This is a genomic window from Streptomyces sp. NPDC094448, assembly GCF_044763775.1.
Taxonomy (GTDB): Bacteria; Actinomycetota; Actinomycetes; order Streptomycetales; family Streptomycetaceae; genus Streptomyces.
Genome location: NZ_JBIWGU010000001.1, coordinates 54,029 through 67,108 on the forward strand (window position 1 = coordinate 54,029; position 13,080 = coordinate 67,108).

The 13,080-nt window shown below is 72.3% G+C and carries 11 protein-coding genes; 7 read left to right on the top strand and 4 right to left on the bottom strand.

The features are described 5' to 3' along the window. The first annotated feature begins 135 nt into the window (after window positions 1-135). On the top strand, window positions 136-843 hold the full coding sequence (locus ACIQ9E_RS00195) for a class III extradiol dioxygenase subunit B-like domain-containing protein (protein ID WP_403699520.1): 708 nt from the start codon (window positions 136-138) through the stop codon (window positions 841-843). 107 nt (window positions 844-950) lie between these two features. Here ACIQ9E_RS00195 and ACIQ9E_RS00200 read toward each other — a convergent pair whose 3' ends face one another. Next, complete coding sequence (locus ACIQ9E_RS00200) at window positions 951-1,208, bottom strand: antitoxin (protein WP_006346168.1); 258 nt, start codon at window positions 1,206-1,208, stop codon at window positions 951-953. Between the two features lie 93 nt (window positions 1,209-1,301). After that, a complete protein-coding gene (locus ACIQ9E_RS00205) occupies window positions 1,302-1,604 on the bottom strand; it encodes a hypothetical protein (RefSeq protein ID WP_403699524.1) in 303 nt (100 codons plus the stop codon). 180 nt (window positions 1,605-1,784) lie between these two features. On the opposite strand from ACIQ9E_RS00205, the gene miaA reads away from it, so the two are divergent. The 6 genes from miaA to hflX all read left to right on the top strand — a co-directional run bounded on the left by miaA (window position 1,785) and on the right by hflX (window position 9,973). Then, entirely contained in the window at window positions 1,785-2,723 is a 939-nt protein-coding gene (miaA, locus tag ACIQ9E_RS00210) for a tRNA (adenosine(37)-N6)-dimethylallyltransferase MiaA (protein ID WP_403699527.1), read from the top strand. A gap of 105 nt (window positions 2,724-2,828) precedes the next feature. Continuing rightward, window positions 2,829-3,269 (top strand): hypothetical protein, encoded by a 441-nt coding sequence (locus tag ACIQ9E_RS00215; protein ID WP_403701242.1) that lies wholly within the window; start codon window positions 2,829-2,831, stop codon window positions 3,267-3,269. Window positions 3,270-3,327: 58 nt separating this feature from the next. Next, window positions 3,328-4,281 carry a diaminopimelate epimerase gene (gene dapF / locus ACIQ9E_RS00220; RefSeq protein ID WP_403699531.1) on the top strand — a complete coding sequence of 318 codons (954 nt, stop codon included), beginning with the start codon at window positions 3,328-3,330 and terminating at the stop codon, window positions 4,279-4,281. A gap of 154 nt (window positions 4,282-4,435) precedes the next feature. After that, window positions 4,436-6,589, top strand: a complete 2,154-nt coding sequence (locus tag ACIQ9E_RS00225) for a RelA/SpoT family protein (RefSeq protein ID WP_403699534.1) — start codon at window positions 4,436-4,438, stop codon at window positions 6,587-6,589. Between the two features lie 64 nt (window positions 6,590-6,653). Continuing rightward, window positions 6,654-8,264, top strand: a complete 1,611-nt coding sequence (locus tag ACIQ9E_RS00230) for a M1 family metallopeptidase (protein ID WP_403699536.1) — start codon at window positions 6,654-6,656, stop codon at window positions 8,262-8,264. A gap of 218 nt (window positions 8,265-8,482) precedes the next feature. Then, window positions 8,483-9,973: a GTPase HflX gene (gene hflX, locus ACIQ9E_RS00235; RefSeq protein ID WP_403699538.1), complete on the top strand. Its 1,491-nt coding sequence runs from the start codon at window positions 8,483-8,485 to the stop codon at window positions 9,971-9,973. A 137-nt stretch (window positions 9,974-10,110) separates the two neighbouring features. Here the strand turns inward: hflX and ACIQ9E_RS00240 are convergent, their stop codons facing one another. Further along, window positions 10,111-11,343, bottom strand: a complete 1,233-nt coding sequence (locus tag ACIQ9E_RS00240; RefSeq protein ID WP_403699541.1) for a trypsin-like serine peptidase — start codon at window positions 11,341-11,343, stop codon at window positions 10,111-10,113. A 211-nt stretch (window positions 11,344-11,554) separates the two neighbouring features. Next, a complete protein-coding gene (locus tag ACIQ9E_RS00245) occupies window positions 11,555-12,730 on the bottom strand; it encodes a trypsin-like serine peptidase (protein ID WP_403699543.1) in 1,176 nt (391 codons plus the stop codon). Window positions 12,731-13,080: the final 350 nt, after the last annotated feature.

A 13,080-nucleotide genomic window follows, 5' to 3' on the forward strand; every position in this document is an offset into this window, starting at 1 on the left:
ACGGCGCCGCATCCGGCGCCGGCCGCCTGCCCCCGGGCCCGCTTCCGCACCGTCTCCTGCGGCACCAGGATGCAGCGGGCCGGGAAGCACCGGCAGCGACCAGGCCCGGCGGACGCACGCACTAGGCTGCCGATCATGCTTGTCGCCGCCGCCGTGTGCCCGTGTCCGCCCCTCCTCGTCCCCGAGGTGGCCGCCGGTGCCGCCGCCGAACTGGACCCCGTACGGACAGCGTGTCTCGACGCCGTAGCAGCCCTCGCCGCGGCCGAACCCGAGCTGCTCGTCGTGGTGGGAACCGCCGGGCCGGACGCGCTCGGCCGCTATCCGTCCGGGGCCACCGGCGACTTCGGGGGCTTCGGCGTCGACGTCGGGGTACGCCTCGGACCCGGAGAGCCCGGCGAGCGGCCCCTGCCGTACTCCCTCGCCGTCGGCGCCTGGCTGCTCGCACGGGCCGGCGGGCCGCGCTGCCCGGTGGAGGGACTCGCGGTCGACGAACGGCTCGGGGCCGAGGAGTGTGCCGTCACAGGCCGGGAGACGGCCGCCCGGGCCCCCCGGGTCGCCCTGCTGGTGATGGGCGACGGCAGCGCCTGCCGGACCCTCAAGGCGCCCGGGTATCTCGACGAGCGTGCAGCCGCCTTCGACGCAGCCGCCACGCGGGCCCTCGGCACCGCCGATATCGCGGCCCTGAACGCACTCGACGCCACCCTCGCCCATGAACTCAAGGCCGTGGGCCGTGCGCCCTGGCAGATCCTGGCCGGTGCGGCCGACGGCACCCGGCCGACGGGCACCCTGCTGGCGGAGGACGCGCCGTACGGAGTCGGCTACACCGTCGCCACCTGGACCTGAACGGAGCAGCGGCCGGCGCAGCGGCGGACCGGGCCCGGAACAACGGCCGAGGGCCGCGGAGCGGAATGCTCCGCGGCCCTCGGCCGTGACCGGTAACGGGGCCGGCCTCAGGCGGCCGGCGGGGGAGAGGCGGGCGGCGGAGGAGTCCCGCCGTCGTCCTTGTGCGCGATCCGGTCCAGGGCCTCCTTGGCCTTGCCGGTCCCCGTTTCGATCTTGTCGCTGTACTTGCCCTTGGTCCGTGAGTCGACCGCCTTGGCGGCCTTCTCCAGACCGTGCTCAATCTTGCCCCCGTGCTGCTGCGCGAGGTCGGAGACCTTCTCCTTGGCCGGGGCGAGCTTGGCCTTCAGCGTGTCCATGAGACCCATGGGCCACCTTCCCTCGTGAGCGACTGGTGACATCCAGTGTGACAAATCCGCGCCGGTTTCGCGTTCGGGACGGATCGTGACCAGGCGTCCGGCCTACTGCCGGGCGCCTTCCCCGGCCTCGCTGCCCTCGACATCGCCCGCCGACTGCTGACGGGGGATCTCCACCCCTGCCTGGGCCGGCGTCTCCGCCGCGCCGTCCGGAGCCCTCTCCGAGTCCGCCGCGGTCTCCGTGCTCCCGTCCGCGGCCGGGGCGCCGCCGTCGGCACCCTTCTCCTCGCCGGGTTCCCCACCGGCACCGGGCGCCTGCGCCGTATCCCCGGCGGGCGCCCCCGCCGACCCCGTCTCCGCCTCCTGCTTCGCCTTCTTCTTCCGGCCGAACCATGAGAAAACGCTCATCAGCACTCCATCAGCTCCTGTGCGGGCCGCGATCCGCGGCGCCCGGAGCGCCCTGTCGCGCCGTCCGGGCCCATGAGTCCGCAAAACGGTGCCCGCGACTCCGCAACAGGAACGAAGCCCCGGGCGCCCCGTCACCTCGCTCGTTCGGGGACACGGCGCCGGGTTTGCGAGACTGGGACGGTGAGTAGTGCAGCCCCCGCCCCGCGGGTCATCGCCGTCGTCGGTCCCACTGCGGCCGGAAAGTCCGATCTGGGCGTTTTTCTTGCCCGGGAGCTGGGCGGCGAGGTCGTCAACGCCGACTCCATGCAGCTCTACCGGGGGATGGACATCGGCACCGCCAAACTGACGGTCGAGGAGCGCGGGGGAATCCCGCACCACCTGCTGGACATCTGGGACGTCACCGAGGCCGCCAACGTCGCCGAATACCAGCGGCTCGCCCGCGCCGAGATCGACCGGCTGCTGGCCGAGGGCCGGACCCCGGTCCTGGTCGGCGGCTCCGGACTGTACGTCCGCGGCGCCGTCGACACCCTGGACTTCCCCGGCACCGATCCGGCGGTCCGGGCCCGGCTGGAGCGCGAACTCGACGAGTCCGGCCCCGGGGCGCTGCACGCCAGACTCGCCGCCGCCGACCCCCAGGCGGCCCGTGCGATCCTCCCGGGCAACGGCCGCCGCATCGTCCGCGCCCTCGAAGTGATCGAGATCACGGGGAAGCCCTTCACGGCCCAGCTGCCCCGCCACGAGTCGGTGTACGACACCGTTCAGATCGGCGTCGACATCGCCCGCCCGGAGCTGGACGACCGCATCGCCCGGCGCGTCGACGTGATGTGGGACGCGGGCTTCGTCGACGAGGTGCGCGCCCTGGAGAAACTGGGCCTGCGGGACGGGCTCACCGCTTCGCGCGCCCTCGGCTACCAGCAGATCCTTGCCGCGCTGGCGGGGGAGTGCACCGAGGAGGAGGCGCGCGAGGCGACCGTACGCACCACCAAGCGCTTCGCACGCCGTCAGGATTCGTGGTTCAGGAAGGATCCCCGGGTGCATTGGCTCAGTGGGGCGGCGGACGACCGCGCGGAACTTCCGCATCGGGCGCTGGCGTTGATCGAACGAGCGGTTACAGCCTGATCACGTGATGGCATCGGGACGCCATGCCCGTCATCCGGGCCGTCCCGGCCGTGCCATCATCGAGCAACGATCGACCTGGAGTCCGAGTTGGGAGGGCGCGTGGCGATGGAGGCCGGCCCTCACGACACCGAGCAGCAACCCCGCGACGCCGTCGACGGCGCGCCCGGTCTCAGCTCCGACGGCCCCGAGGACGGGGAGCTGATCGCCGGAGAGGTCGAGGTCGAGCTGCGCCCCGCGCGCCGGCTGAGGATCTGGCAGCTCGCACCCATCGTCGTCCTCGCCGCCGTCGGCTCCCTGATGTTCGCCTTTCCGCTCGCCTTCGGTACGGGGGAGACGGGCGCCGTCGTCGCCATGCTGGGTCTCCTGATCAGCTGCTGCGCCGCGGGCTGGGGGGTGATGGCCGCCCGCCGGGTGGGTCACACCTGGCCGGGACTGCCGTCCCGGGGCTCCGGCGAGCGCCCGGACTGGCGGGTTCTCGCGCTCTACGTCGGCGCGGCGGCCCTGATGGTCGCCCTGGCCGTCTGGCGCGTCGCCCGCCTGCGCTGAGCGGCCGCCCCCTCCCGCCGAACCCGGTCCGGTCCACCAGGGCGGCCCAGCTCGTACGATGGTCGACGTGAGCACCGCACAGCCCCAGCGGCACCCGCAGCAGACCGGTCACCGGACGGCGCCCGTCGCCTTCCTCAAGGGACACGGCACCGAGAACGACTTCGTCATCGTCCCGGACCCGGACAACGACCTCGACCTGTCCCCGCAGGCCGTCGCCCGGCTGTGCGACCGCAGGGCCGGGATCGGTGCCGACGGAGTACTGCACGTCGTGCGCTCCGCCGCCCACCCGGAGGCCCGCCGCTACGCCGACCGGGCCGAGTGGTTCATGGACTACCGCAACGCCGACGGCTCGGTCGCCGAGATGTGCGGCAACGGCGTCCGGGTCTTCGCCCGCTACCTCCAGCACGCCGGCCTCACCGGACCCGGTGAACTGGCCGTGGCCACCCGCGGCGGGGTCAAGAAGGTCCATATCGCCAAGGGCACGGCCGACGACCCCGACGGCGGCGACATCACCGTCCACATGGGCCGGGCGCTGCTGCCGCAGGAGGGCGTCACCGTCACCGTCGACGGCCGGAGCTGGCCCGCGCGCAACGTCGACATGGGAAATCCGCACGCCGTCGCCTTCGTCGACGACCTCGACCGGGCCGGACCGCTGTACTCCGCGCCCGCCTACGCCCCCGCCGAGGTCTATCCGCACGGCGTGAACGTCGAGTTCGTCGTCGACCGGGGCGAACGGCACGTCGCCATGCGGGTGCACGAACGCGGCTCCGGCGAGACCCGCTCCTGCGGCACCGGTGCCTGCGCGGTGGCCGTGGCGGCCGCGCGCCGCGACGGCGCCGATCCGTCGCTGACCGGGCTCCCCGTCACGTACACCGTCGATCTGCCGGGCGGACGGCTGGTGATCACGGAGCGGCCGGACGGGGAGATCGAGATGACGGGGCCCGCCGTGATCGTCGCAGAGGGTCACATCGGAGCTGCCCTGCTCGTACGCTCCGAAACCGCCGGCGGATAGAGCTTCGCTCGAACGGGTGATCCGGTTCACGCTCGGCGAGAGCCGGACTGCTCCACGTGGTGGGCTCGGTAGCATCAAGCACCGGCCCCGGGGGCACGACCGCTCCGCCGACCGCCGGGCCCAGCGTTCCGAAGTCCCCGCGCGGAGGTGCCCCATGAGTGCAGAGGCCGCCAATCCCGGTGCCCACAGCCGCCGACGCGGCCGGCCCCGGCTCGACCTCCGCCGACTGGGCCGTGCCGCCCTCCTCGGCCCGGCCGCCCGGCACCGTCTGCCGGACGCCATCGGGCATGTGGCCGATGTGCACCGCGCCCACCACCCGGACGCCGATCTCGCCCCGCTGCACCGGGCGTACGTCCTCGCCGAATCGTCCCACCGGGGGCAGTTCCGGAAGAGCGGCGAGCCGTACATCACCCATCCGCTGGCCGTCACCCTGATCCTCGCCGAACTCGGCGCCGAGACCACGACCCTGACGGCCTCCCTCCTCCATGACACCGTCGAGGACACCGAGGTGACGCTCGACCAGGTGGAGCGGGAGTTCGGCGCCGAAGTCGGCTACCTCGTCGACGGGGTCACCAAACTGGAGAAGGTCGACTACGGGGCCGCCGCGGAGCCAGAGACCTTCCGGAAGATGCTCGTCGCCACCGGCAACGACGTCCGGGTGATGTCCATCAAACTCGCCGACCGGCTGCACAACATGCGCACCCTCGGGGTGATGCGCCACGAGAAGCAGGTCCGGATCGCCAAGGTCACGCGGGACGTGCTCATTCCGCTTGCCGAACGGCTCGGGGTGCAGGCCCTCAAGACCGAGCTGGAGGATCTGGCCTTCGCCATCCTCCATCCCGCCGAGTACGAGCGGACCCGGGCGCTCATCGCGGACAACACCGCCGCCGGAGCCGTGCTCGACGAAGTCGCGGAACGGTTCCGCGCCGTACTGCGGGACTCCGGTATCACCGCCGAGGTCCACCTCCGGCCCCGCCACTTCCTCTCCGTCCACCGGGTCGCCGCCAAACGGGGCGAACTCCGCGGCACCGACTTCGGCCGGCTGCTGATCCTGGTCGCCGAGGACGCCGACTGCTACGGGGTCCTCGGCGAACTGCACACCTGCTTCAATCCGGTGGTCTCCGAGTTCAAGGACTTCATCGCCGCCCCCAAGTTCAACCTCTACCAGTCCCTCCACACCGCGGTCGCGGGCCCGGACGGCGCGGTCGCCGAAGTCCTGATCCGCACCCACCAGATGCACCGGGTCGCCGAAGCCGGAGTGATCGCCCTCGGCAATCCGTACTCCCCGGCCGAAGGCGCCGCCGAATCCGCCGCCACGGCCGACGGCGAGCGCGCCGACCCCACCCGGCCCGGCTGGCTCTCCCGCCTCCTCGCCTGGCAGGAGGCAACCCCCGACTCCGACGCCTTCTGGAGCTCCCTCCGCGCCGATCTCGCACAGGACCGCGAGATCGCGGTCTTCCGGGCCGACGGCGGGATGTTCGGCCTGCCCGCCGGGGCGACCTGCGTGGACGCCGCCTACGCCCAGTACGGCGAACGGGCCCACGCCTGTATCGGCGCCCGCGTCAACGGCCGTCTGGCCGCACTGGGCACGGTCCTCAAGGACGGTGACACGGTCCAACTGCTGCGCGCCGACGACGGTGCCCGTGACGACGATGCCCGTGAACTGTCCAGGGAAAGGGAAACGGCCTCGGGCCCCTCGCCCGACTGGCTGGACCACGCCAGGACCCCCGCCGCCCGGATCGCCATCACAGCCTGGCTGGAGGCCCACCCGGAGGGCTCCGACCTGCCCGCCGCCGCGCCCCGCGGGCCCGTCCCCGTCGCCGACTCCCCGCCGACCGGCGGGAACGCGCTGGTCGACCTGGTGGGCGAGGACACCGACAGCGATGCCGTCGTACGCCTCGCCGGATGCTGTACGCCCGTTCCCCCCGACGCCGTCACCGGCTTCCCCGTACGCGGAGGCGTGGTGACCGTACACCGCCAGGAATGTCCCGCCGTCGGCCGGATGCGTTCGCTCGACCGGAAACCCGTCCCGGTGCGCTGGGGCGATGCCACGGGATGCCGGGTCACCCTTGTTGCCGAGTCGTTCGGCCGCTCCCGGCTGCTCGCCGATCTCACGGACGCCATCGCCACCGAGGGCGCCGCCATCGTCTCCGCGACCGTGGAGCCGCCCAGCGAACAGCGCGTCCGGCACACCTACACCCTGCACCTGCCGGACGCCGCCCAGTTGCCGTCGCTGATGCGGGCGATGCGGGGCGTCCCAGGGGTGTACGACGTCAGCCGCACCCAGCATCCGGCGGTCACCGGCTGACCCGTTCGGGCGATATGGAGCGCGCCGCCGCCCGCGGGCCGCGATGCGCTGGTAGCCGTAGCACATGCTGTCCACCACGACTGCCCGGCCGTTCCGCCGGCTCCTCGGGATCACCCGGTCCGCCCGGTCCCCCCGGCCGCGGGTACGCCGCGGACTGCTGCGGGCCACCGTCTTCGGAGCCGCTTCCGCCGCACTGGTCGCCGCCGCCCTGCCGCCGCCCGCCCCGGTCCCCCTGGGCATCGGGGACCGCCTCTTCCCCTATCTCGGCAACCCCGGCTACGACGTCGTCGCCTACGACATCGCCCTGAAGTACCGGGGCAGCAATACCGAACCGCTGGACGCTGTCACCGTCCTCGACACCCGGATCACCCAGCGGCTGGAGCGTCTCAACCTCGACTTCACCCACGGAACGGTCCGCTCCGTCGAGGTGAACGGGGTACCGGCGGACTTCGCGGGCGTCGAAGAGGACCTCGTCGTCCAGCCCGTCCGCCCCCTTGACCGCGGCTCGCGCGCCCGGATCACGGTCCGGCACACCAGCGACCCGACCGGCCCCCGGAACGCCGGCGGCTGGGTCCGTACCGCCGACGGTCTGGCCATGGCCAACCAGGCCGACGCCGGCCACCGGGTCTTTCCCTCCAACGACCACCCCGCCGACAAGGCGTACTTCACGTTCCGGATCACCGTCCCCGACGGGCTCACGGCGGTGGCCAACGGGGTGCGGAAACGGATCACCGGCAACGGCGCCACCACCACGTCGGTGTACCGCACCCGCCACCCCATGGCCACCGAACTGGCACAGGTGTCCATCGGGAAGTCCGCCGTGCCCACCCGGGAAGGGCCGCGCGGGCTGCCGCTCCGCGATGTCGTGCCCCTGGCCGACCTGGAGACGCTGGAGCCCTGGCTCCGCAAGACCCCCGCCCAGCTGGAGTGGCTGGAGAGCAGGGTCGGCCGGTATCCCTTCGAGACGTACGGGGTGCTGATCGCCGACGCCAACACCGGCTTCGAACTGGAGACACAGACCCTCTCCCTCTTCGAGAGGTCGCTGTTCACCGCCGGATACCCCGAGTGGTACGTCGATTCGATCATGGTGCACGAACTGGCCCACCAGTGGTTCGGCGACAGCGTCACCCCGCGCACCTGGTCCGATCTCTGGCTCAACGAGGGACACGCCACCTGGTACGAGAGCCTCTACGCGGACGAGCGCGGCGGCTACACCCTGGAGCGGCGGATGCGCGAGGCGTACCAGCGCTCCGACCAATGGCGGGCGGACGGCGGCCCTCCGGCGGCGCCCCTGCCACCGGAGCCCGGCCGCAAGATCAGCCTCTTCCGGCCGATCGTGTACGACGGCGGGGCACTCGTCCTGTACGCCCTGCGGCAGACGATCGGGACGGATGCCTTCGACCGCGTGGAACGGGCCTGGGTGCGCGAGTACCGCGACGGTACGGCGGACAGCACCGACTTCGCCCGGCTGGCGTCCCGGATCGCCGGACGCGATCTCGGTCCCTTCTTCCAGGACTGGCTGTACGGGGAGCGGACGCCGCCCATGCCGGGCCACCCGGACTGGGCGAGCGCGGCGCCGCGGACCGACACCCGGACGGCCCCCGGAGCGGTGCGGCCGGCCGGGCCCGGGACCGAGCCGGGTTCCGGCCCGTGGTCCGCGGAGAAACCGGGGTGACGGGCCGGAGTACGGCGTGCGACCATCGAGGGGTCGGCGCCGCGGGCAGGCCCGGCCCTCCCGGCGGATCCACCGATCCGGCCGGGCGGGAATCAACCGGGACCGTTACGCGTTGTGACTGACGAAGGCCGTACCGGAAGAGGTTGTGACGGGCCCCTTCCGGCACGACCCGCTCGGTCTCCCGAGCCCATGTTTTCTCCCACCGACGTAAGGATCAAATGACCTCCTCTTCTTCCCCTTCCGAGGACCAGCGGAACTCCGCTCAGACGCGCACCGACAGCCTTCGGGCCGATGCCCTGATGGAAGAGGACGTCGCCTGGAGCCACGGGATCGACGGAGAGCGGGACGGCGCGCAGTTCGACCGCTCCGACCGCGCGGCACTCCGCCGTGTGGCGGGCCTTTCCACCGAACTCGAAGACGTCACCGAGGTCGAGTACCGCCAGCTGCGTCTGGAGCGCGTGGTCCTGGTCGGTGTCTGGACCTCCGGGACGGTGCAGGACGCCGAGAACTCCCTGGCGGAGCTTGCCGCCCTCGCGGAGACCGCGGGCGCCCTGGTGCTCGACGGCGTCATCCAGCGCCGCGACAAACCCGACCCGGCCACCTACATCGGCTCGGGCAAGGCCATGGAGCTGCGGGACATCGTCCTGGAGTCCGGCGCGGACACCGTCGTCTGCGATGGTGAACTCTCCCCCGGCCAGCTCATCCATCTGGAGGACGTCGTCAAGGTCAAGGTCGTCGACCGGACGGCCCTCATCCTCGATATCTTCGCCCAGCACGCCAAGTCCCGGGAGGGCAAGGCGCAGGTCGCACTCGCCCAGATGCAGTACATGCTGCCCAGGCTGCGCGGCTGGGGGCAGTCGCTGTCCCGGCAGATGGGTGGCGGCGGCGGTGGGGGTATGGCCACCCGAGGCCCCGGTGAGACCAAGATCGAAACGGACCGGCGGCGGATCCGCGAGAAGATGGCGAAGATGCGCCGGGAGATCGCGGAGATGAAGACCGGCCGCGAGATCAAGCGGCAGGAGCGGCGGCGCAACAAGGTTCCGTCGGTCGCCATCGCCGGTTACACCAACGCCGGAAAGTCCTCCCTGCTCAACCGGCTCACGGGCGCCGGTGTCCTGGTGGAGAACGCCCTGTTCGCCACCCTGGACCCGACGGTCCGCCGGGCCGAGACGCCGGGCGGCCGGGTCTACACCCTGGCCGATACGGTCGGATTCGTCCGGCATCTTCCGCATCATCTCGTCGAGGCCTTCCGCTCCACGATGGAGGAGGTCGCCGACGCGGATCTGATCCTCCACGTCGTCGACGGATCCCACCCCGTCCCGGAGGAGCAGCTCGCCGCCGTGCGCGAGGTCATCCGCGACGTCGGCGCGGTCGGCGTCCCCGAGATCGTGGTGATCAACAAGGCGGACGCCGCCGACCCGGTGGTGCTCCAGAGACTGCTGCGCATCGAGCGGCGGGCGATCGCCGTATCCGCGCGCAGCGGCGCGGGCATCGACGAACTGCTGGGCCTGATCGACCTCGAACTTCCGAGGCCTGAGGTCCAGGTCGAAGCCCTCGTGCCGTACACCGAGGGAGGCCTGGTCTCCCGCGTCCATGCGGACGGCGAGATCCTCTCCGAGGAGCACACCTCGGAAGGCACGCTGCTCAAGGCCCGGGTCCACGAGGAGTTGGCCTCGGCTCTGGCCCCGTACGCCCTCGTCGGCAGCTGAGCCGAACCGCCGCTCAGGAGCAGAAGACCGCGCGCCCGACCCTCTCGTACGAAGGGTCGGGCGCAGTCGTTCAGGCGTTGGAGCCGTTGGTACGGCGCTCCCGGGCATCGGCGGGCGATCCGCCGATGCGACCGGTCTCAGGGCTGTGCTGCGTACTTCGCGCTCACCGAGGTGTAGACGCGCTCGGCGTCCTTGCCGAGCCGCGGTCCCGCCAGCCACACGGGGTCGGCCGGGCCGATGGAGGTGTTGGAGACCAGGACCGGTGTCCCCGCGCGGTCGACGACCCAGCCCCCGCCCGACGAGCCGCCGGTCATGGTGCATCCCATACGCCACATCACCGGGGCGCCGGTCTCGAAGGCGAACCGTCCGGGCCGGTCCGTACAGGAGTGCATAAGGGCCCCGTCGTACGGTGCCGCCGCCGGGTAGCCCCGGATACCGAGGGAGGTGACCCGGTGCGCCTCGGGGGCCGCGAAGTCGACGTCCAGGGCGGATCCGACGGTCTCCTCGAGCGAAGCCGTACCGTCCTCGGGCTTCACCTGCAGCACCGCGTAGTCGTAGGAGGCGCCGGTACCGTCCGCGGGGTTGCCGGTGGCGATCCACTGGTCGGACGTTGCCACCCAGTCCGCCCAGAACGTGCCGTAGGGGGCCACGTCCTCCGGGGCCGCGGCGGCCAGTTCCCGGGCCGGCAGACCACCGGAGTTGTAGGCGGGGACGAAGGCGATGTTGCGGTACCAGCCGCCCTTGCTGCCGGCGTGGACGCAGTGTCCGGCGGTCCACACCAGATTGGACCTGCCGGGGTTGGCCGGGTCCTTCACCACCGTGGCGGAGCAGACCATGGTGCCCTCGGGCGCATCGAAGAAGACCTTGCCGGAGGTCGCCGCACGCTGCCGGTAGGGGGTCCGCTCCGGCTCGGCCTCGACGGCGGCGGGCTCCGGGTCCGAGCCGTCCTCCACCACGGGTACGGTGTCGGGCTCGACGGTCCGGTCCGGCGGCTCGGCCGTGACCATCCGGTCGGGCTTCCACAGATCGTCGATCACCGGGTTGTCGAAATCGTCCGATTCACGGCGCCAGCTGCCCCGGTCCCAGTCCTTCCAGCCGCCCGCACGCCACTTCGGGTCGGCCGTCCCGCTCCGGCGCGAGTCCCCGGACCTGGTGGGGGAGGGGTTCGGGGAGGCGGTGGCGGGTGGTTCGGCGGACGGGGACGGTACGGCGGCGGGTGACGGAGGGGCGGCACTGCCGGGTCCGGCGGACGGGGACGAGGCGGTTTCCGGCTCGCCGGACGACCGGTTCTCGTTCAGCCCGCAGGCCGTGGTGAGTGTCAGTGCGGCGACCAGACCGACACCGGCCAGCAGCGGGCGTATGGATCGCATGGGGGACGGGACTCCTGGGTGGTACGGGACGGACATCCGCGGAAACGGGGACGGTGATGGGGACGGGTCCCGTGCCGGGGGGCACGGGACCCGGTGGAACGGAGGCCGACCGGGGCTCCTCGGGGCACCCGCTGCGGCCGAGGGCCGACGGAGCGGGCCGGGGGACGGTCCGGGGAGAGCCCGGCAGGATCCGGAAGAGACGGTCCTGGTTCTAGCGGCCGGCGAACTTCTTGCTGACCGCCTGGTAGACGCCCTTGGCCTCCTTGCCCAGGCGCGGACCGGCGAGCCAGCCGCCCGACACCGGGCCGATGGAGGTGTTGGACACCAGCACGCGCTTTCCGCCGGCGCCCTCGGTCAGCCAGCCGCCACCGGACGAACCGGCGGTCATGGTGCAGCCGATACGGTGCATGGTCGGCTGGTCGGCCTTAACGGAGAGCCGGCCGGGACGGTCGGCGCACTGGAACAGCCGCTGGCCGTCGAAGGGCGGTCCCGCCGGATAGCCGGTCGCCTCCATCCGGGCGATCTCCGGGGTGGCCGGGGCGTCGAAGTCCACGTCGACCGCCGAACCGACCGTCTCCTCAAGGGACTTGCCCGTGCCGCCCTTCTCGGGTGTGACATGGATGACGGCGAAGTCGTAGGGCGCGCCGCGGCCGCCGGAAGTGGCGCCTTCCTTGATCCACTGGTCCGAGGTCTGGGCCCAGTCACCCCACCACACGCCGTGGGGAGCGACCTCGGCCTTCGGGGTGCTCTCCAACCGGGCGGTGGGCTTCGCCTGGTCGTTGTACGAGGGGACGAAGGCGATATTGCGGTACCAGCCGCCCTTGCTGCCGGCGTGGACGCAGTGTCCGGCGGTCCACACCAGATTGGACCTGCCGGGGTTGGCCGGATCCTTCACCACCGTGGCGGAGCAGACCATCGAGCCCTTGGGACCGTCGAAGAAGATCTTCCCCGCCGTGGGCGCGCTGGTACGGTACGGGGCCTTCACGGGGCGGGCTTCGATCCGGCGCGGCGTGGGGTCGGTGACTCCCTGGTCGCCGGAGATGTCGTTGTCCGTGGGCTGCTCCGGCTTCTCGGCGTCCCGCATGCGGTCGGGGTCCCACAGGCCTTCGATGATGGGGTTGATGTAGTCCCTGGCCTCGCGGAGCCAGGTGTCCCGGTCCCAGTTCTTCCACTCGCCGTTGCGCCAGGCGTCGATATCGAGCCCGTGCTCCTTGAGCCGGTTCTTCAGATCGTCGGGTATGGGGATTCCGGCGGCATCGGTGGGCAGCCCGGTGGGCAGCTCCGCCCCGCCGCCTGCGGAGTTCTCACTGCCGCCGCAGCCGGTGGCCGTCAGCGCGAGAGCCACGGCGATGGAGGCCGCCGCCAGCGTCGGGCGAATGGGTCGCATGTCTGATCCCCCTGGTGAGCTTCGGTGCTTCGGTGGTTGCCGGTCCGGTGTGCGGCCGGTCCGCCCGGCGACCTGCCGTGACGGCCCGACGGAACCGCCGGGAACCTTACAAGGTCATCGGGCGCCGGGAACGGCGGGGCCGCACAAGGAACTTCCGGAACGCCGTCGATCCCGATCCGCCGCTGTCGGTACGTACGGGGTACGGGTGCCGCAGCGACAGTGTTCAGCCCGGGTGGCCGCCGTGGGGGAGCCGTACCCGATGTGCGACGGAGCTGTTACAGCGCAACAGCCGGCGCCTGCTTCTTCCGTACCGTCCGGCGCTCAGGGGCCGCCGCGGAGGGGACCCGGAC